21 protein-coding genes and 1 riboswitch are annotated in these 23,828 nt (G+C 66.1%); of the genes, 10 read left to right on the forward strand and 11 right to left on the reverse strand.

Annotated elements, in window-relative coordinates; all coding sequences use genetic code 11:
- Positions 1–241 precede the first annotated feature (241 nt).
- From carB to AC13CR_RS04055, 7 genes are all read right to left on the reverse strand, one after another.
- Entirely contained in the window at positions 242–3,580 is a 3,339-nt protein-coding gene (carB, locus tag AC13CR_RS04025; protein ID WP_292954039.1) for a carbamoyl-phosphate synthase large subunit, read from the reverse strand.
- A 236-nt stretch (positions 3,581–3,816) separates the two neighbouring features.
- Positions 3,817–4,599 carry a DUF1217 domain-containing protein gene (locus AC13CR_RS04030; RefSeq protein ID WP_292954042.1) on the reverse strand — a complete coding sequence of 261 codons (783 nt, stop codon included), beginning with the start codon at positions 4,597–4,599 and terminating at the stop codon, positions 3,817–3,819.
- A gap of 7 nt (positions 4,600–4,606) precedes the next feature.
- Positions 4,607–5,011 carry a flagellar biosynthesis repressor FlbT gene (gene flbT / locus AC13CR_RS04035; protein WP_292954045.1) on the reverse strand — a complete coding sequence of 135 codons (405 nt, stop codon included), beginning with the start codon at positions 5,009–5,011 and terminating at the stop codon, positions 4,607–4,609.
- Positions 5,008–5,364 carry a flagellar biosynthesis regulator FlaF gene (flaF, locus tag AC13CR_RS04040; protein WP_292954048.1) on the reverse strand — a complete coding sequence of 119 codons (357 nt, stop codon included), beginning with the start codon at positions 5,362–5,364 and terminating at the stop codon, positions 5,008–5,010. Before flaF ends, flbT begins: the two co-directional genes overlap by 4 nt.
- 86 nt (positions 5,365–5,450) lie before the next feature.
- The gene (locus AC13CR_RS04045; RefSeq protein ID WP_482900665.1) at positions 5,451–6,704 is read right to left on the reverse strand and encodes a flagellin N-terminal helical domain-containing protein; all 1,254 of its coding nucleotides are present in this window, start codon (positions 6,702–6,704) and stop codon (positions 5,451–5,453) included.
- A gap of 178 nt (positions 6,705–6,882) precedes the next feature.
- Positions 6,883–7,197, reverse strand: a complete 315-nt coding sequence (locus AC13CR_RS04050; protein WP_292954054.1) for a hypothetical protein — start codon at positions 7,195–7,197, stop codon at positions 6,883–6,885.
- Positions 7,194–7,559 carry a hypothetical protein gene (locus AC13CR_RS04055; RefSeq protein ID WP_414692143.1) on the reverse strand — a complete coding sequence of 122 codons (366 nt, stop codon included), beginning with the start codon at positions 7,557–7,559 and terminating at the stop codon, positions 7,194–7,196. Before AC13CR_RS04055 ends, AC13CR_RS04050 begins: the two co-directional genes overlap by 4 nt.
- On the opposite strand from AC13CR_RS04055, the gene fliK reads away from it, so the two are divergent.
- The 5 genes from fliK to AC13CR_RS04080 all read left to right on the forward strand — a co-directional run bounded on the left by fliK (position 7,549) and on the right by AC13CR_RS04080 (position 12,378).
- Positions 7,549–8,787: a flagellar hook-length control protein FliK gene (fliK, locus tag AC13CR_RS04060; RefSeq protein ID WP_482900666.1), complete on the forward strand. Its 1,239-nt coding sequence runs from the start codon at positions 7,549–7,551 to the stop codon at positions 8,785–8,787. The two genes, AC13CR_RS04055 and fliK, sit on opposite strands and share 11 nt — an antisense overlap.
- Before the next feature lie 11 nt (positions 8,788–8,798).
- Complete coding sequence (locus AC13CR_RS04065; RefSeq protein ID WP_292954060.1) at positions 8,799–9,464, forward strand: flagellar hook capping FlgD N-terminal domain-containing protein; 666 nt, start codon at positions 8,799–8,801, stop codon at positions 9,462–9,464.
- A gap of 163 nt (positions 9,465–9,627) precedes the next feature.
- Positions 9,628–10,314, forward strand: a complete 687-nt coding sequence (gene rpe / locus AC13CR_RS04070) for a ribulose-phosphate 3-epimerase (protein ID WP_292954063.1) — start codon at positions 9,628–9,630, stop codon at positions 10,312–10,314.
- A gap of 134 nt (positions 10,315–10,448) precedes the next feature.
- Positions 10,449–11,228, forward strand: a complete 780-nt coding sequence (locus tag AC13CR_RS04075) for an SDR family oxidoreductase (protein WP_482900667.1) — start codon at positions 10,449–10,451, stop codon at positions 11,226–11,228.
- 70 nt (positions 11,229–11,298) lie between these two features.
- Positions 11,299–12,378 carry an ABC transporter ATP-binding protein gene (locus AC13CR_RS04080; RefSeq protein ID WP_292954068.1) on the forward strand — a complete coding sequence of 360 codons (1,080 nt, stop codon included), beginning with the start codon at positions 11,299–11,301 and terminating at the stop codon, positions 12,376–12,378.
- A gap of 3 nt (positions 12,379–12,381) precedes the next feature.
- Here the strand turns inward: AC13CR_RS04080 and AC13CR_RS04085 are convergent, their stop codons facing one another.
- Positions 12,382–14,130, reverse strand: a complete 1,749-nt coding sequence (locus AC13CR_RS04085) for a glycosyl transferase family 90 (protein ID WP_482900668.1) — start codon at positions 14,128–14,130, stop codon at positions 12,382–12,384.
- 38 nt (positions 14,131–14,168) lie between these two features.
- Positions 14,169–14,258: riboswitch (glycine riboswitch) on the forward strand.
- Positions 14,259–14,408: 150 nt separating this feature from the next.
- Here AC13CR_RS04085 and gcvT point away from each other — a divergent pair.
- The 5 genes from gcvT (at position 14,409) to AC13CR_RS04110 (ending at position 21,341) form a co-directional block, all read left to right on the forward strand.
- Positions 14,409–15,533: a glycine cleavage system aminomethyltransferase GcvT gene (gcvT, locus tag AC13CR_RS04090; protein ID WP_292954074.1), complete on the forward strand. Its 1,125-nt coding sequence runs from the start codon at positions 14,409–14,411 to the stop codon at positions 15,531–15,533.
- A gap of 8 nt (positions 15,534–15,541) precedes the next feature.
- Entirely contained in the window at positions 15,542–15,901 is a 360-nt protein-coding gene (gene gcvH / locus AC13CR_RS04095; RefSeq protein ID WP_292954077.1) for a glycine cleavage system protein GcvH, read from the forward strand.
- A 116-nt stretch (positions 15,902–16,017) separates the two neighbouring features.
- Positions 16,018–18,858: an aminomethyl-transferring glycine dehydrogenase gene (gcvP, locus tag AC13CR_RS04100; RefSeq protein ID WP_292954080.1), complete on the forward strand. Its 2,841-nt coding sequence runs from the start codon at positions 16,018–16,020 to the stop codon at positions 18,856–18,858.
- A 201-nt stretch (positions 18,859–19,059) separates the two neighbouring features.
- Positions 19,060–19,428: a hypothetical protein gene (locus AC13CR_RS04105; protein ID WP_292954083.1), complete on the forward strand. Its 369-nt coding sequence runs from the start codon at positions 19,060–19,062 to the stop codon at positions 19,426–19,428.
- Between the two features lie 17 nt (positions 19,429–19,445).
- Positions 19,446–21,341, forward strand: a complete 1,896-nt coding sequence (locus AC13CR_RS04110) for a pyrroloquinoline quinone-dependent dehydrogenase (RefSeq protein ID WP_292954086.1) — start codon at positions 19,446–19,448, stop codon at positions 21,339–21,341.
- A gap of 39 nt (positions 21,342–21,380) precedes the next feature.
- On the opposite strand, the gene argC is transcribed toward AC13CR_RS04110, so the two are convergent.
- The 3 genes from argC to AC13CR_RS04125 all read right to left on the reverse strand — a co-directional run bounded on the left by argC (position 21,381) and on the right by AC13CR_RS04125 (position 23,759).
- Entirely contained in the window at positions 21,381–22,298 is a 918-nt protein-coding gene (gene argC, locus AC13CR_RS04115) for an N-acetyl-gamma-glutamyl-phosphate reductase (RefSeq protein WP_292954089.1), read from the reverse strand.
- A 70-nt stretch (positions 22,299–22,368) separates the two neighbouring features.
- Positions 22,369–22,698, reverse strand: a complete 330-nt coding sequence (locus AC13CR_RS04120; RefSeq protein ID WP_292954092.1) for a DUF779 domain-containing protein — start codon at positions 22,696–22,698, stop codon at positions 22,369–22,371.
- Complete coding sequence (locus tag AC13CR_RS04125; RefSeq protein ID WP_482900669.1) at positions 22,695–23,759, reverse strand: DNA topoisomerase IB; 1,065 nt, start codon at positions 23,757–23,759, stop codon at positions 22,695–22,697. The genes AC13CR_RS04120 and AC13CR_RS04125 overlap by 4 nt, the downstream gene beginning before the upstream one ends.
- Between the last annotated feature and the right edge of the window lie 69 nt (positions 23,760–23,828).

The raw sequence follows: 23,828 nt of genomic DNA on the forward strand, positions 1-23,828 counted from the left end.
TCAACAACAGACGCTTGCTGGAACCCATCGGTAACATCCCGCCAGCAGAGGCCGAGGCAAACTTCTATGCCGCTCTGGAAAGATCAGACATGGCCGCGTAACTAAGACAAATCAGCCTCCGGAAAACCCGGCGCGGTTCACAAAGAAAATAAGCAAATACGGAAAGCCAGACAGCATGAAAGAACAGGGCCAGCATAGCCAATGGCTGACGGCTCATATGTGATGAGTTCTTTTTCATGATTCAAGCCTGCAAGCTTCGCACCCCGACTTCCCCTTCCTCGCGTGACCGGATGGCGGCGACCGCTGCGATGCTGCCCGCGGCCGTGGTGAAATAGGGGATCTTGTCATACAGCGCGACAGAGCGGATGTCGCGGCTGTCGGCGATGGCCTGCACGCCCTCGGTCGTGTTCAGGACCATCGCGATCTCGCCGTCCTTCAGGCGGTCGACGATGTTCGGGCGGCCCTCGTAGACCTTGTTCACGCGGGTCGATTCCACGCCCTGCGAGGCGAGGAAATCGGCCGTGCCCGAGGTCGCCGTCAGCGCAAAGCCCATCGCCACCAGATCGCGCGCGGCCTGCGCCATCGCGTCGGTCTTGTCGGCGTCCTTGACCGAGATGAAGACGCGGCCGTCATGGGGCAGCGCGACGCCCGCGCCCAGTTGCGCCTTGAGGAAGGCGCGCGGGAAGTTGCGGTCCCAGCCCATCACCTCGCCGGTCGAACGCATTTCCGGGCCCAGCAGCGTATCGACGCCGGGGAAGCGGGCGAAGGGCAGCACGGCCTCCTTGACCGAAAACCAGGGCGTGATCGGGTCGGCCAGGGTCAGCGGATCGGCAAAGGGCAGGTCGTCTTCCGGCCCGACGCCTTCGGGATAGGGCGCGCGTTCGGGAAAGTGCGACATCGGCTCGCCGGCCATCAGGCGGGCGGCGATGGATGCGATGGCGCTGTCGGTGGCCTTGGCGACGAAGGGCACGGTGCGCGAGGCGCGGGGATTGACCTCGAGCACGAAAATCTCGCCGTCCTTGATCGCGAATTGCACGTTCATCAGGCCGACGACGCGCAGCGCCCGCGCCATCGCGGTGGTCTGGCGTTTCAGTTCCGCGATGGTGGCCGCGTCCAGCGTGTGGGGGGGCAACGAACAGGCGCTGTCGCCGGAATGGACGCCCGCTTCCTCGATATGTTCCATGATGCCGGCGACGTGCACGGTTTCGCCGTCGCTGAGGGCGTCCACATCCACCTCGATCGCGCCGGAAAGGTAGCTGTCCAGAAGCACGGGGTTCCGGCCCGAAACGGTCACCGCCTCGGTGATGTAGCGTTTCAGGTGGTCCATGTCGCGCACGATCTCCATCGCGCGGCCGCCCAGCACGTAGGAGGGGCGGATGACCAGCGGAAAGCCGATCCGTTCGGCGATGGCGATGGCCTGGGCATCGCTGCTGGCGATGCCGTTGATCGGCTGGCGCAGGTCGAGCCGGTTCAGCAGGTCCTGGAAGCGTTCGCGATCCTCGGCCAGGTCGATGGCGTCGGGGGTGGTGCCCAGGATCGGGATGCCCTCGGCCGCCAGCGCATGGGCCAGTTTCAGCGGCGTCTGGCCGCCGAACTGGACGATGACGCCGTGCAGGGTGCCGTTCTCCTGCTCGATTCGCAGGATTTCGAGCACGTGTTCCAGGGTCAGCGGTTCGAAATAGAGCCGGTCCGAGGTGTCGTAATCGGTCGAGACGGTTTCCGGGTTGCAGTTGACCATGATCGTCTCGTAGCCCGCGTCGGTCAGCGCGAAACAGGCGTGGCAGCAGCAATAGTCGAATTCGATGCCCTGGCCGATGCGGTTGGGGCCCCCGCCCAGGATGACGACCTTCCTGGCACCGGTCGGGCGCGATTCGCATTCCGCGTCGCCCATCGCCGGGGCTTCATAGGTGGAATACATGTAGGGCGTCTGGGCCTCGAATTCGGCGGCGCAGGTATCGATGCGCTTGAAGACGGGGCGGATGCCGGCCTGGGCGCGGGCGCGGCGGATGTCGGATTCGGCGCGTCCGGTCAGGGTGGCGAGGCGTGCATCGGTGAAGCCCATCATCTTGAGGCCGCGCAGGGCTTGCGCGTCGGTGGGCAGGCCATTCTTGCGGACGCGGTGTTCGGCATCGACGATCTCGCGGATGCGCGACAGGAACCAGGGATCGAAGCTGGTGACGCGCTGGATGTCGTCGTCGCCCAGGCCGAAACGCATCGCCTCGGCGATGATGCGGATGCGGTCCGGCGTCTGTCTTGACAATGCGGCGATGACGGCCGGCCTGCCCTGTTCGGCGGCGCCCTCGATGGCGATGTCGTCAAGGCCGGTCAGGCCGTTTTCCATGCTGGCCAAGGCCTTTTGCAGCGATTCGTGAAAGCTGCGCCCGATGGCCATGACCTCGCCCACGGATTTCATCGCGGTGGTCAGGTCGGGCTTGGCGCCCGGGAACTTCTCGAAGGCGAAGCGCGGGATCTTGGTCACGACATAGTCGATGCTCGGCTCGAACGAGGCCGGCGTGACCTTGGTGATGTCGTTGTCCAGTTCGTCCAGCGTATAGCCGACGGCCAGTTTCGCGGCGATCTTGGCGATGGGAAACCCGGTCGCCTTCGAAGCCAGCGCCGAGGACCGCGACACACGCGGGTTCATCTCGATCACCACCATCCGGCCATCCTCGGGGTTGATCGCCCATTGCACGTTCGATCCGCCGGTCTCGACCCCGATCTCGCGCAGGACCGCGATCGAACCGTTGCGCATCCGCTGATATTCGCGGTCGGTCAGCGTCAGCGCGGGCGCCACCGTGATCGAATCGCCGGTATGGACACCCATCGGATCGACGTTTTCGATCGAACAGACGATGATGGCATTGTCGGCGCGGTCGCGCACCACCTCCATCTCGTATTCCTTCCAGCCCAGAAGGCTTTCGTCGATCAGCACCTGTGCCACGGGCGAGGCGTCAAGCCCCGCGCGCACGATGCCTTCATAATCGTCGCGGTTATAGGCCACGCCGCCGCCCGTGCCGCCCAGCGTATAGGCCGGGCGGATGATCGCGGGCAGGCCGATATCCGCCAGCGCCTCGACCGCCTGGGCGACGCCGGCGGCGATGTCGTATCTGCCATTTGCCAGTTTCGGGGCGGCGATGATCGTGGCACGCGGATTTTCCAGCCCGATCCGGTCCATCGCCTCGCGGAACAGCTTGCGGTCCTCGGCCATTTCGATGGCCGAACGCTGCGCGCCGATCAGTTCGACCCCGTAGCGGTTCAACGCGCCGCTATCGGCCAGCGCCAGCGCGGTGTTCAGCCCGGTCTGCCCGCCCATCGTCGGCAGCAGCGCATCGGGCCGTTCCTTGGCGATGATCTTTTCGACCACGGCCGGCGTGATCGGTTCGATATAGGTCGCATCGGCCATTTCCGGATCGGTCATGATCGTGGCGGGATTGGAGTTGACCAGGATCACGCGATAACCTTCCTCGCGCAGCGCCTTGCAGGCCTGGGCGCCGGAATAGTCGAATTCGCAGGCCTGACCAATGACGATGGGCCCGGCCCCGATGATCAGGATCGACTTGATATCGGTTCTTTTCGGCATGCAAGCCTCCGGGCTGTCTGGGATCGGCGCAAATCGTCCGGGGTTATAGCCAAGCGCGTCTCATGTGCAAGGGCGCGTGGCGGCCTCGGTCGCCGGCGAGACAGGCTTGCAGACGCCAAGGGCTGTCGCGCACCGAGCGTCCGTGTAGACCAGAGCAGAGCCTTTGGCGATGCAAGTTCGCAAGAACCGGCGAAATGCGCCGAAGAGCGGCGCGTTTCGAAGGGGCGAATCCGGCGTCAGGATGTCAGAAGCGTCAGCGCGGTGCTGTAGCGGTTCTGGGCAAAGGTCGTGGTGATCTGCGAGCGCGCCAGGTAGGATGTGACCAAGCGATCGATCCCGGCATCGCTGGCAATATCCTTGAAATCCGCGCTTCCAAGATAGCGTTCTGAAGCCTTGGTGAATTCCTCCAGCTGTCGATCGACCGAGAGCTTTCCGTAATCGCTGCCGAAACCGAACGCCTTTTCGAATACTTCGCGCAATGGCGGGTTGCCCAGGACTTCATACCACAAGGTGTTGTTGGAGGATGTGCGTTCCCTCATGGATTCCAGTTCGCGCCGCGCATTCAGCGCCAGGCGCAGCGATTCGTCACCTTCGCCCACGCGACGTTCGAATTCGCGTTCGAGATAGGCTTCGGATATGCGTTCGCCCAGATTGGCGGAAGCGTTCCCTCCTTCCTCCATCCCCATCGCCTGGGCCAGCCGAAGATAGCGCTTGTCGCTGAGACGATTGACCAGCGATGTCTGGTCGCCGACATCGGATTCCAGAATCTTGCGGAGAAAGGCCTTGTTCGGCAAATCGTCTTCCAGACCAAAGGCGCCCAGCGCGACGCTGAGCAGCCGGTAATTGCCGACCAGATCCTCGGCCGTGATGCCCGAAGCAGTATTCTCGCGAAAATACGCCGTCGAGCGCTGAACGACCGGATCCTGCGCGATCGCCTGCACCTGACTCGCCTCGGTGCGTTGCAGGATGCGCCATCCCGCGATGCCGCCGATGCCCAGATTGATCGCAGCGTTTGTCATCGGGACCTCAATTCGGGCGCGCCGCGAAAAGCCGCGCTTCTCGCGGCAACAACTCGCGCAGCTTTCGCATCGCCGGATAGGGCGCGCCGGCCAGCGCATGGTCGGTCGCCTCGGCAAGAACAAGGCGGCTGTCACGATCATCGAACACCTGGCTCAGCGCCTCGATCGAGACCAGCAATTGCCGCCGCCCCTCCTCCGGCGCGGCATCGCCGGACAGCATCAGCTGCGCGATATAGCAGGCGCGCGACACAGGTGTCCTGGCATTGTCGGGATGAATCGCATCCTTCAACCGCAACACGTTCACGTTCGGCGTCTTGATCGAGATCTTCGACCGCTTCTCGCCATTCTCGATGACGGCGCCGTTGATCAGCACACGCTCACCGGGGCCCAGCTTGAGGACAAGGCCGCTCATGCCCTTACCTCGCCGCGCAGGCCCTTCATGATCGAGATATTGACGTCGATCAGCACCGCGCTTGTCGCGTTGCCGGCGAGAACGCGATCGGAGTGACGCAACGAAAACCGCGCAAGCGACAGAAGCTGCGCCTTCAAAGCGTCGGGCAGGCCGTTGCCCGGGTCGGCCAGGTCCGCAGCCAGTATCATCCACAATTCCTTGTTCTTGTGAATGGCTGCGATCATGCCCGTCTCGCATCCTGGTGCCTGGGATTGGCGCATCATGCGCGTCACCCGTGAAAAGGCGTCGTATTCGAGTTCTCGGGCCGGGCGCAGGTTGGGCGCGCCGTAACCGTATTCGGACTGTGAAGTCAACGCATTCAATGTCTTGGATCCCGGTATGGCTGGGTGGTGTGGGGCCGGGGCGCCCGCGGGCGCCCCGGAAGCGGATCAAGCCCGGATCAGCGGAACAGGGCCAGGATCGACGAGGGCGCCTGATTGGCGATCGACAATGCCTGGATGCCAAGCTGCTGTTGGGTTTGCAGTGCCTGCAGCCGAGCCGATGCCTCTTCCATGTCGGCATCGACAAGCGAACCGATGCCGGTCTTCATCAGATCGGTCAGCGTTCCGACGAAGTCGTTCTGGGTTTCGATCCGGTTCTGCGCCGAACCCAGAGCCGCAGCCGCGTCGATCGCGGTGCTGAGCAGACCTTCGACCTTGGTCAGCGCGTCGGCGGCGCCGGCATCGCTGGTCACGTCGAAGCCTGCCAGATCGGCCATGCCCCCGCCCGAGGCGGGCGTGCCGCCCGTCGCGGTCACCGCGGTCACGTCGATATCGTTGCCGACGCCGGCAGCAAGGTTGTTGGTCAGGCGGATTTCGTCGCCGACCCGGGTCACGCTGTATTGGGTGATCCCGTTGGCCATCAGATTATTCTGCAGAGCCTGGCCCAGCGCGTTGGCAATGTCGCTGGTGCTGTCGCTGGGCTTCGCGACATAGTCGAAGGTCCGTGAGCCCAGGACGTTTTGGTTTGCACTGTCATCGAGCGTCAGCCGATAGCTGTAGCCCGAGCCGACCGAGGCGATCTTGATGGTCTGGACACTGCCACCGCCGACAGTGTCGGCAGTTCCGGCCGCGGTCCCGCCATTGTTGATGATAGAGGTATCGGTGACCGCTGTTCCGCCGAAGGTCGCGGCAACCGCGCCGGCCATCGAAAGATCCTGGCGATCCACCTGGATCTTCGACACGTTGACGGTCGAGCCCACACGATCCAGCGACGATACCATGTCGTAGGTGGCGGTGCTGGTGCCATCGATCAGGTTGACGCCGTTGAACTGGGCCGCGTTGACGATCGATTCGATCTGCTTGCTCATCAACTCGATGTCGTTCTGCAGCTTGACGCGGTCGCTGGAGGAGGCCGACTGGGCCGTCACGACCTTGTCCTTGATCCCCTTCAGCTTCTCGGTGATCTGCTCCGCCGCACTGCGGGCGGTCTCGACCGTGGCTGTTGCCGTATTCAGGCTGGTCGAAACCGCCTTGAAAGCGCTGACATCGGCTTCCATCGTTTTCGAGATCGCCCAGATCGCGGCATCGTCCTTGGCGCTGCCGATGGCCTTGCCGGTCGAGATTTCCGACTGGGCCTTGTTCAGACCGGAATTGATGCTCTTGAGCGTCTGCAGCGCAACGATGGCGCCCTGGTTGGTCAGAATGCTGGACATGTTGTCCTCCTTGAATTGGGGCGCTTTGCGCCCGCGATTGCGTAGGGTTCTGGCCTTCTGACCCGTCGGGCATCTTCGCCCCGCACCGTTCGCGGCACGGCCACCTTCATATCGGCCTGCGGTTTACAACTAGTGAACCGGCCCCGTTATCTCAAAGCCTCTTCGCGGCGCATTTTATCTAAAAGCGATGCGGCGCCGGGGCCGTCGTCGATGTCGCGTGACGGCGCCCCGCACTGTCATAGGTCTGGAGAGATCGCGCGGCCTCGACGATGGCGCGAATCTGCTCGATCGCCTGGCGCGCACCGCGTTCGGACGCCTGTGCCAGATCGCGGATCTCCGACAGGCTTGTTTCCGCCTGCGCGCGTTCTTCCACGCCGAGGCCGCGCCGCGCCATATGGGCCAGATCCTCGAGACAGGCTGTCGCGGCAACGGGATCGGCCGCGATCACGGCCGATTTCAGATCGGTCAATTTCCTGAGAAACCGCGATTTCATGCCTGTCCCTCGTTCAGCATCGCGCCGAATCCCAGATCCAGGCGCTCCGCCATCAATCCCGCCCATTCGCGGCTGAGAAAACTGCCGAACTGCTCCTCACCGATCCCGCCACCGAAATCGCCCTGGCCCGACGACGGCCCGTAATATTTCAGCATTTCCTCCAGAAAAGCCTGTTCCAGCCTGTCCGCCGATGTGGCCGCGGGGCGTGGCAGGCCGCTGGGACCGCCGATCATCTCAACCTGCATTTTCAGAAAAACTCCGATATTTTCAGATTTCGTCAGGCTAGGGGTCACGGGTAAAATAATTGGTAACGCTTCTCGATTATGAGTGAAAAAAATCGAGGTGAAGATCATGGACGTCACCAGTTTGTCCCTTCCCGACGAGTCGGGCACACCATCGCGGCCGATCCGGCCGGCACCGGATCCGGCAGCCGGGCAGGTTTTCGCCGACAACGTCGATGAAACCGGAGAGATCGAGCCGGCCCCTGGCGCAGAGGCCGCCGAATCGCCCGAAATCGCGGCCGAAGCCGCGGAATCCGATGCAGAGGACGGCGACGAAGCGACCGATGGCGACGTGGCCCAGACCCAGGCCGATGTCTTGCAACGCATGATCGAGGCCTGGTCGGGCATCACGTCGGAAATCGCGCCCGCCGCCCGGCCGCAGGATCGGGCCGCGGCGGAAACCGCCATTTCCGGAACCGCGCCGATTGTGCAGAACATCGTGAGCGATGACCGCGTGGGGACGAACGGCGAGGCGATGATCACGGCTGACATTCCGGACGAGGCCCTGCCGGAATTCGGGCCCGATCGGCCGAGGAGCGGGAACACACAGCCCCCCTCGGCGGCATCGGCTACGATACCGCGCGCCGATTCGGAATTGACTGGCGGCGGCGATCGAACGGATGAGATCCAGACGGAATCGGAAGGTGATGGCGCGAATCGCCAGGGCGAGACGGCTCGCGGGACCGAGGGGCGCATCGCCGAGACCAGGCTTTCGGCCGACGGGTCCGGGCTTTCGGCCGACGGGTCCGGGGGCAATGGGCAGGCCGCATCGCCTCTGGCGCAGGACCGGGCCGCGGTGCCGGGGCCCTTTTCCACCGATCCGGCGATGCTGCGGCTGTCCGATCCGGGTCTGATTTCCATCGATTTCAGCGACGCCCCGGGCCAGAAACCGCAACTGCCGCGCCACGATCCCGGCGCGGCGATCAGGCAGATCGCGGACGCGGTCGTCCGGCAGCGCGATGATCGCATCGAGATCGCCCTGTCTCCGGAAGAATTGGGCCGGGTCCGCATGACACTGAGCGGTCGCGACCATGCGCCGCATGTCGTGATCTGGGCGGAACGGCCCGAGGTGATGGACATGCTGCGTCGCAATGCAACGATGCTGATCGAGCAGTTCATCGATGTCGGCGTCGAGGATGCGACTCTGGAATTCGATCATCGCGGCAGCGGCGAACAGGACCGGAACCCGGCAGGGCAGAATCTGCCGGATTTCGGCGACGGGCCGACGGGCCTGGTGATGCAGACGGCCATCGCCACGTCGGCCGGGCCATGGATGTCCGGCCTTGGCCGGCTCGACATCAGATTGTAGAGGGAGAGATCATGATTTCGGCCATTTCCAACACTGCCGGAACCACGGCACAAGGCGCCGCTGGCGCCACCGCCGCGCCGGGTTCGGGCACTGATTTCGACACTTTCCTGAAGATGCTGACGTCGCAATTGAAGAATCAGAACCCGCTGAACCCGATGGAGGGAACCGAATTCGCGGTGCAGCTTGCGACCTTTTCGGGGGTCGAGCAGCAGGCGCAGACGAACAAGCTGCTGGCGCAGATGGTCGCGCAGATGGGCGGCGGCGGTGGTCTTGGCCAGATGGCCGAGATGATCGGCAAGGAGGCGCGCACGACCTCGGCGGTCAAGTTCGGCGACAAGGCGCTGACGCTGGATCTGTCGCCGGATCCGGCAGCCGACAGCGTCACGCTGGTGACGCTGAACGGCAGCGGGCAGGTGATCAGCCGGGAAGAGATCGGCCCGGGCAGCGGGCAGATCGACTGGTTCGGCCGGGACGATCTGGGTGCGAAACTGCCCGATGGACAATATTCCTTCATCACCGAAAGCCTGCGCGAGGGCGAGGTGATCCGCGAGGATCCGGTCGGCGTCTATGCCCGCATCGTCGAAGCCGAAGCGGGCGAAGATGGCACGCGGCTGATCTTCGAGGGCGGCGCCTCGGCCCTGGCCAGCGAGATCGATGCCCTTCGCGAGGCAAGCTGACACAGGCACCGGCCCTTCCGCGACCCAGGCTGAAATCATCGGGCCGGCCATCAGGCCGCGCCGGTTCCGGCCAGGGGCCTTCGCGGCTGCGCCGCAGCGCCGGACTTGACGGCAAGCGCGCAACCGGGCAGCAGACGGCAACGTGATGTCAGGAAGGCTCGCCATGAGTTTCGAACGCAAGATCCGGATCGCGCCATCGATCCTGTCCGCCGACTTCGCCGATTTCGGGGCCGAAATCCGGGCGATCGAGGACCAGGGTGCCGATTGGGTTCATGTCGATGTCATGGACGGTCATTTCGTGCCGAACCTGACCTTCGGCCCGCCGGCTGTCAGGGCGTTCCGACCGCATGTGACGACCTTCATGGATGTCCACCTGATGATCGCGCCGGTCGATCCCTTCATCGAGGCCTATGCCGAAGCGGGCGCCGACTCGATCACCGCCCATGTCGAGGCCGGTCCGCATCCGCACCGCACGCTTCAGGCGATCCGTGCCACCGGCAGGAAGGCGGGCATCGCGCTCAATCCCGGGACAGCATTGGAAGCCGTGGAATATCTGCTGGATCTGTGCGACATGGTGCTGATCATGACGGTCAATCCGGGCTTCGGCGGGCAGAAGTTCATTCACGGTCAGCTAGACAAGATCGCCCGCCTGCGCGGCATGATCGGCGACCGGCCCATCCGCATTCAGGTCGATGGCGGCGTGGACCCCGGAACCGCTCCGCTGGTCGCCAAGGCGGGCGCGGATGTGCTGGTTGCCGGATCGGCGGTGTTCAAGGGCGGATCGGTCGATCGCCCGCAGATCTACGGCGACAACATCCGCGCCATCCGCGACGCCGCCGAAAGACGCTAGGGCCGGCGCTTCATCCCGGCCGGACGATCCTGTTCCGCCCCGCAGGCGCCAACGGGCGAAGCCGCCTGCCCGAGATTTGACAATCCCGCGCCGGCCGCGTTTGCTGCGGCGCGAAACCGCCACAGGAGGACGCGATGGATCTGGGCATCAAGGGCAAGCGGGGGCTGGTCTGCGCCGCCTCCAGAGGGTTGGGCCGCGGCTGCGCCGAGGCGCTGGCCGAGGCCGGGGTCGATCTGGTCATCAACAGCCGGACCGAGGCGCAGATCACCCAGACCGCCCGTGACATTGCCGAGAAATACGGCGTTTCCGTCATCCCGGTCGCCGCCGACATCACGACCGAAGAGGGCCGCGCCAGGGTGCTGGAGGCGGCGGGCGAGACCGACATCCTCGTGACCAATGCCGGGGGGCCGCCTCCGGGCAACTGGACCGACTGGGACCGCGACGATTTCATCCGGGCCATCGACGCGAACATGATGACCGGCATCGCGCTGATGCATGCGCTTGTTCCGGGCATGATGCGGCGCGGCTGGGGCCGGGTGGTCAACATCACCTCGCAATCGGTCCGCTCGCCGATCCCGGCGCTGGGCCTGTCGAACACGGCGCGCGCGGGGCTGACCGGTTTCGTCGCCGGCATGTCGCGGCAGGTGGCCGGCCACGGCGTCTGTGTCAACAACATCCTGCCCGGCATCCACGCCACCGACCGCGCCGACAGCCTGGACAAGGGTGTTTCGGAACGGCAGGGCATCAGCATCGACGAGGCCCGCAAACAGCGCCAATCCGCGATCCCGACCGGCACCTATGGCCGCGCCGACGATTTCGGCGCCACCTGCGCCTTCCTGTGCAGCCAGCAGGCCCGCTTTATCGTCGGTCAGAACGTCCTGCTGGACGGCGGCGCCCTGAACGTGACGATCTGAGCCGAACTTGCGGGTTTCACCTGCCCCTGCTAGGGCAGGCGAAACCTGACCAAAAGAATCGGCCAGTCCCGTGACCATTCCGCCCCGACTCGAGGTTCAGAACCTCGTCCGTGCCTTCGACGGGCAGCGCGTCGTGGATGAGGTATCCTTCACAATCGGCGCCGGCGAGGTCGCCTGCCTGCTGGGACCGTCGGGATGCGGCAAATCCACGACGCTGCGGATCGTCGCGGGCGTGGACATGCAGGACAGCGGATGCATCTTCGTCGATGGCGGGCTGGTCTGCGACACGCATTTCCGCATCCCGCCCGAGCGCCGCGCCATCGGGCTGATGTTTCAGGACTTCGCGCTGTTCCCGCATCTGCCGGTCAGCGAGAACGTGGCCTTCGGGCTGAAGGGCCGCTTTGCCGCCAACCGCGGCCGCGTGCTGGAACTGCTGGAACGCGTGGAGATGGACAATCATATCGACAGCTATCCGCACGAATTGTCCGGGGGCGAACAGCAGCGCGTCGCCCTGGCCCGCGCGCTGGCCCCGCGACCGCGCGTGCTGCTGATGGACGAGCCCTTCAGCGGCCTTGACGAGCGTTTGCGCGACGGCATCCGCGACGAGACCCTGTCGCTGCTGAAAGAGGAAGGCGCCGCCGTCCTGCTGGTCACGCACGAACCGGAAGAGGCGATGCGGATGGCGGACCAGATCCTGCTGATGCGCCACGGCCGGATCATGCAGCACGGCGCGCCCTATAATCTCTACAATGCGCCGGTTGACCGCCAGGCTGCCGCATTCTTCAGCGATATCAATGTCCTGACCGGCCGTGTCCAGGGCGCGCTGACCGACACGCCCTTCGGGCAATTCCTGACGCCGGGCGTTCCCGACGGCAGCGAGGTGGACATCGTGATCCGCCCGCAGCATCTGAAGATCGATTTCGACCGGGCCGGCCAGGGCCCCGCGCCCACGATCGAGAACGGCACCGCCGCCCGCGCCCGTGTGACCCGCGCCCGTTATCTGGGCCGGGAATCGCTGGTCGAATTCCGGACCGACCAGGGCGGCATCGCGCTGATCGCGACCGTGCCGGGGGTGTTCCTGCCGCCCGAAGGCACGCCCATGTGGCTGATGCTGCGCCGCGACCGGGTCTTCGTCTTTCCCAGAAGCTGACGATCACTGCCCGGTCGCGGCGCGGTAATCCTGCAAGACCCGCGTCAGGTGCCGGCGGCGCAGGTCCGGATCGGCCAGCGCCGCGCAGATTGCCCGCGCCCGTTCCGAGATGCGCCCACATTCCGCCGGGTTGGCCCGTGCCCAGGCCAGTCTTTCCGCCAGATCGCCGCAGCCTTGCGCCAGCGGGACATAGTGCCGCCAGGGCTGGAACAGGCCGGAATGAAAGCCTTGCCAGTCGTCTTCCTCTTTCAGCACCACGGACCGGGTATTGGCCAGGGCCGCGAAATCCCGAAGTCCCGCCACACCGCCCAGGCAGATCAGATAGCGGTGCGACAGCAGAAACGCCTCGTCCGCGCGCCCGGTGGCCAGGCCGCCATGCCCGCGCCGGTCCAGCGCGGCGCGGTCCCCGGGCAGGAAGGCGGCATCGACATCGGTCGATCCGGCATGGGCGGCGACAAAGCCCAGACGGTCTGCCCCGGGCGGGGCACCGTCCTCTGCGGCATCGTCCGACAGCGCCCCGCGCCAGATGGCGCGGTCCCGCTTGTCCGGAAAGGGCGGATCGGCGCGGTCGGGATTGCCCAGAAAGGCATCGTTGCCCGGCCAATGCGCGCGCGGCGCGGGCCACAGGAACACGTTCTCGGCCCCGGCACGGCGACTGGGGGCCAGGATCGGGCGGCCGATCCGCGCACCGTCCCCGGCACCGGCGCGGCAGGCTGGCTGCATGTCGATGTAGTAAAGCCCCCGCGACGCGACCTCGGCGATGTCGTTCACCGCCGCCGCGACGTTCATCCAGCGCGGAAAGGCCGGGTCCAGGTGAAAGCGCCGCCCGGCATCGGGCAGGATCGGCAGCGACACGCCACCGCGCGCGGCGACCTTGCCGGTCGCCGCGTCGAAGGTGGCGAACTGGCCGGAACAGGCGGCGAAACCCACCGGTTTCATCCGTATCCGCGCCGGCCGGGCAAAGGCTGCAAGCCCGCCTGCGATGCGGTCGTGATCGGCGGCGGGGATGGCGGCGCGCGGGGTGTTCAGCATCCGGTCCAGCGCCGGCAGATAGCCGGCCCGCTTGCGCCGCAGGCCCGGCCCCGGCAGGTCCGGACAGGTCGGCAGGTCGAAATACGGCGCCAGCGCATCGCGGTAATCGGCGGGACCGGCCTTGTCGATGTCGATCTGGATCAGCTTCGGGCGGCCCGCGAAATGGCTGCGGACGGCGGCCAGATGCGCGTCCCAGTCGGCCTGCCACAGATCGGCCAGGTCGGGCAGGCCGACGCCGCGGGCCTGGGCGCAGGCGCGCGCATAGCGGCCGCCGCGATGCCGGTAGCGGCTGATGATCCAGTCCTCGACCCGGCGCGTGTTCAGCAGGAAGACCGAACCCGGGAAGCTTCGGTCCAGATAGGCGAATTCGCGGAACGCCTCGACGATGGGCAGGTTGATCGAGCGCACCGATTCCATGTCGGTGAAGGCCGTCACATGCGCCCAGGGTTGCAGCGGTGCCCGGCCCGACAGCTTCGAGAAGGCGATATCCTCGGCCAGTCCGTTTTCCTCCCAATGCACGGTCGGAATGCCGTTCATCGCGAAGAGACGCGCGATGAAGGTCGTGCCGCATTTGTTGAAACCGATCTGGAAGAACTTGCGCGACAGGACGGGCCTCGAGGCTGGCGGCGGATGACCGATCTTGTCGGGCGGTCGGGCGATGCTGTCAATCGCCCGGTCCGGCCGGCCCGAAAGCGCCGCTTTCGCGACCGCATGCGACAAGGGGCTTGCCTCGGGCGCGGGGCGCGGATAGCTGTCGGGACAGGATTTCGGGAGAATCCGGCCCGGCGCCGGTGCCGAAGGAGCAGCCGCCCCGGCGAACTCTCAGGCCAAAGGACCGTCATCCGTCAGAACTCTGGAGAGTGGCCGGAAGGCCCGCCGAAGGGATAACGATCTCAGGCGCCCGGCCATGATGGTGCGGGCAGGGACAGAGGGGGCATCGCGGGGCGGGTTTTCCGCCGAAACGATGCCGGCTGTCCGGCGAGGAAAGAGGGGGCCAGATGGGCCAGGAACTGCGCCGGACCGGGCTTTACGATCTGCATGTCGCCCAAGGCGGCAAGATGGTGCCCTTCGCCGGCTGGGAGATGCCGGTGCAATACCCGATGGGCGTGATGGCCGAACATCTGCACAGCCGCGCCCATGCCGGCCTGTTCGATGTCAGCCATATGGGACAGGTTCTGGTGCGCCCGCTGGACGGCAATCCCCAGACCGCCGCGCTGGCGCTGGAAAAGCTGATCCCGGCCGATGTTCTGGGACTGCCGGAAGGACGCCAGCGCTATGGCCTGTTCACCAATGCGGCTGGCGGTATTCTGGACGATCTGATGATCGCCAATCGCGGCGATCACTATCTGCTGGTCGTCAATGCCGCCTGCGCCGATCAGGACATCGCCCATCTTCAAGGCCTTGCCGGTGTCGCGGTGCAGCCGGTCACGGATCGCGGGCTTCTGGCCCTGCAGGGCCCAGAGGCGGCGGCGGTCCTGTCCGCGCTGATCCCCGACGCGACGGGAATGCGCTTCATGGACAGCCGGGCCGCGGACTGGCAGGGGGCCGGTCTGTGGATCTCGCGTTCGGGCTATACCGGCGAGGACGGGTTCGAGATTTCGGTCCCGGAGGCGGTTCTGGAACGCTTCGCCAAGGCCCTGCTGGCCGATGACCGGGTCGCGCCCATCGGCCTTGGCGCGCGTGACAGCCTGCGGCTGGAGGCGGGAATGCCGCTTTACGGACATGACATGGACAAGGATGTGCTGCCCGCCGAGGCCGGGCTGGGCTGGTCCATCCCCAAGGTCCGCCGCAGGGGCGGGGCGCGGGCGGGCGGATTTCCGGGCGCGGATCCGGTGCTGGCGCAGCTGGCCGACGGCGCCGCCGTCACCCGGCGCGGCCTACGTCCCGAAGGCCGCGCCCCGATCCGCGAAGGCGTGCCGGTCTTTGCCGGATCCGAGGGCGGCGAGGCGATCGGCGCGGTCTCGTCGGGCGGCTTCGGCCCCTCGGTCGGCGGCCCCGTCGCGATGGCGCGAATCCCGTCGGACATCGCCGATGGCGCGGTGCTTTTTGCCGCGTTGCGCGGCAAGCGGCTGCCGGTCGTCGTCACCCCCCTGCCCTTCATCACGCCCTCTTACAAACGCTGAGGAACCCCATGCTGAAATACACCGAAGATCATGAATGGCTGCGCGAGCAGGACGGCGAGATCACCGTCGGCATCACCCGGCACGCCAGCGAGCAGCTGGGCGACGTGGTGTTCATCGAATTGCCCGAAACGGGCCGCAAGGTCGAGGCGGGCGAGGAGATCGTGGTGATCGAATCGGTCAAGGCCGCCTCTGACATCAGCGCGCCGGTCGCGGGCGTGATCACGGCGATCAATGCCGACCTGGCCGAGACCCCCGGCGGTGTGAACGACGACCCGATGGCGGCCTGGTTCTTCCGCATCAAGCCGGCGGAACCGGATGCGACGGACGGCTTCATGGACGAGGCCGCCTATCACGACCTGATCGGATGAGAGCCGAGGCCGGGCCTGCGGCCCGGCGAAGGCCGGGGGCGCTTCGCCCCCCGGACCCCCCGAGGATATTTGACGACCAAGGCAGGCCCGGCGGGTGCTGCACGACGGAGATGCGGATGAGCAGCTGGACACCGACCGACTACAACCCCGACGATTTCGCCAATCGCCGTCACATCGGTCCCTCGCCCGACGAGATGGCCGAGATGCTGACGGCAATCGGTGCGGACAGCCTGGATGCGCTGATCGACCAGACCGTGCCCAAGGCGATCCGGCAGGACCGTCCGCTGGACTGGCCCGCCCTGTCCGAGGCCGCGCTGCTGGCCCGGATGCAGGAGGTCGCGGCCGGGAATCGCGTCATGACCAGCCTGATCGGGCAGGGTTATTACGGCACCGTCACGCCGCCCGCGATCCAGCGCAACATCCTGGAAAACCCGGCCTGGTACACTGCCTATACCCCCTACCAGCCCGAAATCGCGCAGGGCCGGCTGGAGGCGCTGCTGAATTATCAGACCATGGTCGCCGACCTCACCGGGCTGCCCGTCGCCAATGCCAGCCTGCTGGACGAGGCGACGGCGGCGGCCGAGGCGATGGCGATGGCGCGCCGGCAGGCCAAGTCCGGCGCCGATGCCTTCTTCGTGGCCGATGATCTGCATCCCCAGACCATCGCCGTGATCGAGACGCGGGCCGCGCCCCTTGGCATCCGCATCCTCAAGGGCGGGGTCGGCGATCTGAAGGCCGATCAGGTCTTCGGCGCGATCTTCCAGTATCCCGGCACCCATGGCCATGTCCGCGACCTGACGCCCGAGATCGCGGCGCTGCACGAGACCAGGGCGCTGGCCATCGTGGCTACCGATCTGCTGGCCCTCTGCCTGCTGCGCGAACCCGGCGCCATGGGCGCCGACATTGCCGTGGGCAGCGCCCAGCGATTCGGGGTGCCGATGGGCTATGGCGGCCCCCATGCGGCCTTCATGGCCTGCCGGGACGCGCTGAAACGCGCCATGCCGGGCCGGATCGTGGGCGTCTCCGTCGATTCCGGCGGCAATCAGGCCTATCGCCTGTCGTTGCAGACCCGCGAACAGCATATCCGGCGCGAGAAGGCGACCAGCAATGTCTGCACGGCGCAGGCCCTGCTGGCGGTGATGGCCAGTTTCTATGCGGTGTTCCACGGGCCGGTGGGGCTGCGGGCCATCGCGCAGCGGGTGCATCTGAATGCGGCGACGCTGGCCAATGCGTTGCGCGCCGCCGGGGCCGAGGTCGCGCCCGAGGCGTTCTTCGACACGATCACGGTCAAGGTCGGCGTGGGTCAGGCCGGAATCCTGGCCGCCGCCGAACAGCGCGGCATCAATCTGCGCCGCGTGGGCCGCGACCGCGTCGGAATCAGCCTCGACGAGACGACCGATGCGGGCGTGATCGCGCGGCTGCTGGATGCCTTCGGGATCGACGATCCCGCCGCCCCTGCCGACCGGCCCGCAATCCCCGACGATCTGCTGCGCGACAGCGACTACCTGACCCATCCCGTCTTTCACATGAACCGCGCCGAATCCGAGATGATGCGCTACATGCGCCGATTGTCGGACCGCGATCTGGCGCTGGACCGGGCGATGATCCCGCTGGGTTCCTGCACCATGAAGCTGAACGCCGCGGCCGAGATGATGCCGATCACATGGCCTGAATTCGGCCGCCTGCATCCCTTCGCGCCGCGCCATCAGGCGGCGGGCTATGCCGAGGCGATCGGCGATCTGACCGACAAGCTGTGCGAGATCACCGGCTATGACGCCTTCTCGATGCAGCCCAACAGCGGTGCGCAGGGCGAATATGCGGGGCTGCTGACGATCCAGGCCTGGCACCGGTCGCGCGGCGACGATCAGCGCGATGTCTGCCTTGTCCCGGCCAGCGCCCATGGCACCAACCCGGCCAGCGCACAGATGTGCGGCATGAAGGTCGTGGTGGTGAAATCCGCCCCCAATGGCGATATCGACCTGGAGGATTTCGCCGACAAGGCGGCCAAGGCCGGGACCGCGCTGGCGGCGGTGATGATCACCTATCCCAGCACGCATGGCGTCTTCGAGGATACCGTGCGCGAGGTCTGCCGGATCACCCATGATCATGGCGGGCAGGTTTATATCGACGGAGCCAACCTGAACGCGCTGGTCGGGCTGGTCAAGCCGGCCGAGATCGGCGGCGATGTCAGCCACCTGAACCTGCACAAGACCTTCGCCATTCCGCATGGCGGCGGCGGGCCGGGCATGGGCCCGATCGGCGTCAAGGCGCATCTGGCCCCGCATCTGCCGGGCGACCCGCGCGAGGATGGCAGCGGAGCGGTCGCGGCCGCGCCCTATGGCAGCGCCTCGATCCTGCTGATTTCCTGGGCCTATTGCCTGATGATGGGGGGCGAGGGGCTGACCCAGGCGACACGGGTGGCGATCCTGAACGCCAATTACATCGCCAGCCGTCTGGCGGGCGCCTATCCGATCCTGTTCATGGGCAATCGCGGCCGGGTGGCGCATGAATGCATTCTGGACACGCGGCCCTTTGCCGACCATGGCGTGACCGTGGACGATATCGCCAAGCGGCTGATCGACAACGGCTTTCACGCCCCCACGATGAGCTGGCCGGTCGCCGGCACGCTGATGGTGGAACCCACGGAATCCGAAACCAAGGCCGAGATCGACCGCTTCATCACCGCCATGCTGGCGATCCGGGACGAGATCACCGAGATCGCCGAGGGACGCATCGGCGCCGAGGACAGCCCGCTGCGCCGCGCCCCGCACACGGTCGAGGATCTGGTCGCCGATTGGGACCGGCCCTATAGCCGGGAACAGGGCTGCTTTCCGGCCGGTTCGTTCCGCGTGGACAAATACTGGCCGCCGGTCGGGCGGGTGGACAACGCCTATGGCGACCGCAACCTGGTCTGCACCTGCCCGCCGCTGGACAGCTATGCCGAGACGGCGGAATAGGTTCCTGCGCGCGGGCCCGTGCGGCCGCGACCCGCGACCCGCGACGCCGGTTGAGGCCCCCGTGATCCAGGGCGATGTTTGCGGTATCGGCCGCGGGCGGGGATGGAACCGGCATGTCTCTGCCGGTCTTTCCTTTCCAGACCCGCCGGCAGCCGGCGCCTTTGCGCCGACCGGACGGGCCCGGACAGGAAAGGAGACATCATGTCAGCATCCGTTTCTCATGCCGCGACGCCGCAGAGCGCCCGCGAAGAACTGGTCGCGACCGCGATGGCGTTGCCGGCCGTTCTGGCTGTCGTCGTGGGCCTCGTCGATTATTTCAGCCACGAATCGGGCATCCGGGGAACGCCCGGCGCATTGCTGGTGACGGGCGGATCGCTGGTGCTGGCCATCACCGCCTTCGCGGTGGGCCGCATGGCCCCCGGCGCCTGGCGCACGACGCTGACCGTGATGATCCTGGTCGGCGCGGCGCTGACCGCGCTGGCGGCATGGTTTCTTGAAAGCGTGCTGATCGTGCTTGGCATGGTTCTGCTGATGGCCTGCTGGGCGGTTTTCATCATGGTCGCGAGGTAGATCCGATGACACGCGTGATGACGATTCTTCCCCTTGTGGCCGCCTTCGCCCTGCCGGCGGCGGCGCAACAGACCGAATGGCCCACCTTTCAGGGCGATCTGAAGGCGCAGAAATACGCCCGCTCGACCCAGATCACGCCCCAGAATGTCGGCCAGCTTGAAAAGGCGTGGGAGCTTCATACGGGCGACGTCTCGGACGGGTCGGGCGATATTCCGGGCACGGTCTGGTCGGCCACCCCGATCCTGGCCAATGACATGCTGTATGTCGGCACGCCCTTCTATCGCATTCTGGCCGTCCGGCCCGATACGGGCAAGGTCGAATGGACCTATGATCCGCAGACCGAACTGAAGGCCCTGACCCAGCCCGAGCTGAAGAACCGCGGCGTCGCCTATTGGCAGGCCAGCGACGGCAGCACCGGCCCCTGCAGCAAGCGGGTCTATATCGGCACGATGGATGCGCGCCTGCATGCCGTGGACGCCGAGACCGGCAGGCTGTGCCCGGATTTCGGCGATGCCGGGATCCTGGATGTGAACCAGTGGAACAAGCCCGACGCCAATTTCCCGCTGTCGCAGTTGCAGCCGCCCACGGTGACGGGCGACACGCTGATCATGGGCTGGGCCGGCAAGGACTGGTACGATGCCGAGAACCCTCTGGGATCGGTGTTCGCGGTCGATGCGCGCACCGGCAAGCGCAAATGGACCTATCAGTCGATCCCGCAGGATTATGACGGACTGACCGGCACCGCGAATGTCTGGACCGCCATGTCGGTGGACGAGGAAAACGGCCTGGTCTATCTGCCCGTGTCCAGCCCCAGCCCGGATTTCTATGGCGGCACCCGGCTGGACCCGATTCCGCAAGCCACCTCGATCACCGCACTGGAGGTCGAGACCGGCAGGGTCGCCTGGTCGCGCCAGCTGGTCCATCACGACATCTGGGATTACGACATCAACGCCGCCCCGACGCTGGTCGATATCCGGAAGGATGGCCAGACGATTCCGGCGCTGGTCGCCACCACCAAGATGGGCCTCTATTTCGTCCTGAACCGCCTGACCGGCGAGCCGGTCTATCCGATCGAGGAAATGCCCGTCCCCGCCAGCGATGTCGAGGGCGAGAAGGCCGCGCCGACGCAGCCGATGACGCGACTGCCCGAACCCGCGACCGCTGATGACTGGGGCGGCGTGTTCCGCCTGGCCGATTGGGCCTCGTTCGGCTTCTGCTCGGCCAAGGCGGCCGACCTGCGCTATGAGGGCCGCTATACGCCGCCTTCGCTGCGGGGAACACTGACCTTTCCGGCGACGGCGGGCGGGATGCAGTGGGGCGGCGGCACGGTCGATCCCGAGACCGGCATCTACTATGTCAACAGCTCGAAGATCGTGCAGATCTATCAGCTGATCCCGCGCGAGGAATATGACCGCCTGACCTCGGGCGGCAGCGAGGCCGGGGGCGGCTTGTTTCCCCAGAACGGCGCGCCATACGGGTTCCGGCTGACCAATTTCCTCAATCCCTTGGGCATGCCCTGCTGGAAACCGCCCTATGGCACGATGTCGGCGGTCGATCTGAAGACCGGCGAAACGCTGTGGAAGGAACCTTTCGGCCAGGTGCAGAAATGGGGCTTCTACATGCCCGAAAGCTGGGGTTCACCCACCATTGGGGGCCCGGTTCTGACCAAATCGGGGCTGATCTTCATCGGTGCCTCGATGGATGCGCGGGTCCGGGCCCTGGATGCGAAGACCGGCAAGGTCCTGTGGAAGGCGCAGGTCGATGCCCCGGCCGTGTCCATTCCGGCGGTCTATGACTACAAGGGCCGCGAATATGTCGTCTTCACCGCGGGCGGAAACTCGATCGTCAAGCCCCAGGTGGGGGATCAGCTGGTGGCTTTCGCGCTGCCGCAATCGTCGGATCAGGCCCGATAGGACAAGGGGTCCCGCTGCGCCGCGCCGGGGCCCTGCGGCCTATAGCCCGGTCTCTTCCGGCAGGCCCAGCATCAGGTTCATGTTCTGCACCGCCGCGCCGGACGCGCCCTTGCCCAGATTGTCCAGCACCGCGACCAGCGTCGCGCAACCCAGCGAATCGTCGCCATGGACGCTGATCCGCATCATGTTGGTGCCGTTCAGCGCCGTCGGAACGATTCGCGCGCCGATCGCCTCCGGGCTTTCGACCGCGACGAATTGCTGGCCCGCATAATGGTCGGACAGGGCCTCGCGCAGGGCGGCAAGGGTCCGGCTTTCATCCAGATGCAGCGGCACCTGCACCGCCATTCCTTGCGCGAAATTGCCGACCGAAGGCGCAAAGACCGGCTGCACCAGAAGCCCGGTATAGGCCATGATCTCGGGGATGTGCTTGTGGTTCTGCGCAAGGCCATAGACGAAATGCGCCGGCGCGCCGCCATCGTGATATTCGCTGATCAGCGCCTTGCCGCCGCCGGTATAGCCGCTGACCGCGTTGATGGCGACGGCCTCTTCCTCGTCGATCAGGCCGGCCGCGATCAGCGGCGCGATGATCGCGATGGCGCCGGTCGAATAGCAGCCCGGATTGCTGAGCAGCCGCGCGCCCGCGATCTGGTCGCGGACACCTTGGGCCAGTTCCGCGAAGCCATAGACCCAGTTTTCATCGACCCGATGCGCGGTCGAGGCGTCGATCAGCCGCACGTCCAGATCGCGGGTCAGATCCACCGCCTCGCGCGCGGCATCATCGGGCAGGCAGAGGATGGCGATGTCGGCGGCGGCAAAGGCCTCGCGCCGGGCATCGGCATCCTTGCGGCGTTCCGGGTCGATCTGGATCAGCGCGATATCGTCGCGGCCCAGCAGGCGGTCGCGGATCTGCAGACCCGTCGTGCCGGATTCGCCGTCGATGAAGATGCTGTGCGCCATGATCGAACCTCCAGGGGGACGCGCAGCTTATAGGCGATCGGTCGCGGCTTCACAATCGCGGGACAGCGGGTCAGGTCGCGCACAGGTCCGAACGGGTCAGGAACCGCTTTTCGCGCCCGTTATCCAGGCTGAACATGCCGCCCCGGCCGGGCACCACGTCGATGGTCAGATCGGTATGTTTCCAGGTCTCGTACTGGCTGGCCGAGATATAGAAGGGCGCGCCGCCGATCTCGCCGATCTTCACGTCGCGTTCGCTGACCTTGAAGTCGTCCTGCGGGTAACACATCGGGCTGGACCCGTCGCAGCATCCGCCCGACTGGTGGAACAGGACCGGCCCGTGATCGGCCGTGATTTCCTCGATCAGTTGCAGGGCTTCCGGTGTCGCGGTGACGGTGCTCATGATTTCAACCTCCTCCTGAGGAATGTCAGGACCTGCTTTTCCTCGGGTCGCAGATCCGGCTTTTTCAGATTGTCCGCGATCTTCTCGCGCAGTTCCAGCTTCAACCCGCCCGACAGATAGGCGTCGATGATCTGCGGATGAACATAGCATTTGCGGCAGATCGCGGGCGTGTTGCCCAGGGTCGCGGCGACGGTCTCGATCGCCTCGCGGACATTGGCCCGGGCGGCGGCCTCGCTGTCGGCGGCCTCGTATTCCGCCAGCGCCAGCGCGGCCAGCACGGTGCCGGTCCAGGTGCGGAAATCCTTGGCCGTCACCTCGCGCCCGGAAATGCCGCGCAGGTAATCGTTGACCTCGGTCGAACTGACCTCGCGTCGCTGGCCGTCCTCGTCGAGATACTGAAACAGGTGCTGGCCCGGAACGTCCTGGGCGGCGCGGACGATTTTCGCCACGCGGGCGTTGCGGATATCCAGATCCCATTCCTTGCCGCCCTTTCCCTTGAAGCGGAACCGCACCTCGGACCCGGCGAAGGTCACATGGCGGTCGCGAAGGGTGGTCAGGCCGTGGGACCTGTTCTCCTTGACATAGCCGCTGTTGCCGACGCGGATCATGGTGTTTTCCAGCAGCCAGACGATCGTGGCCAGAACCTTTTCGGCGGGCAGGCCACGGCGGCCCATGTCCTTGTCCACCTGGCGGCGGATCCGGGGCAAGGCGGTCGCGAATTCCAGCATGTGATCGTATTTCGCACTGTCGCGCACCTCGCGGAAATCGGGGTGATAGCGGTATTGCTTGCGCCCCTTCGCATCGCGCCCCGTCGCAAGGATGTGGCCGCGCGGGTCGGGGCAGATCCAGACATCCTCGTAGGCCGGCGGGATGGCCAGCGCGGCCAGACGCTTGCGTTCGGCCTTGTCGCGGATCGTGCGGCCCCTGGCATCGCGGTAGGAAAAACCCCTGCCCGCGCGGATGCGGGTGATCCCCGGCATGTCGTCGTTGACATAGATCAGGCCGGCGCCGGTGGCGGCGTCCTCGGCATCGAGGATGGGGCTTTCGGTATCCTTGGGCATCGGGACGATCCGGCAGGGAGGAGACGTGATGTCCCAACGCCGCAAGGCCCCCGCAGGTTGCGGGGAGGG

This window comes from Paracoccus sp. L-17, assembly GCF_056857655.1.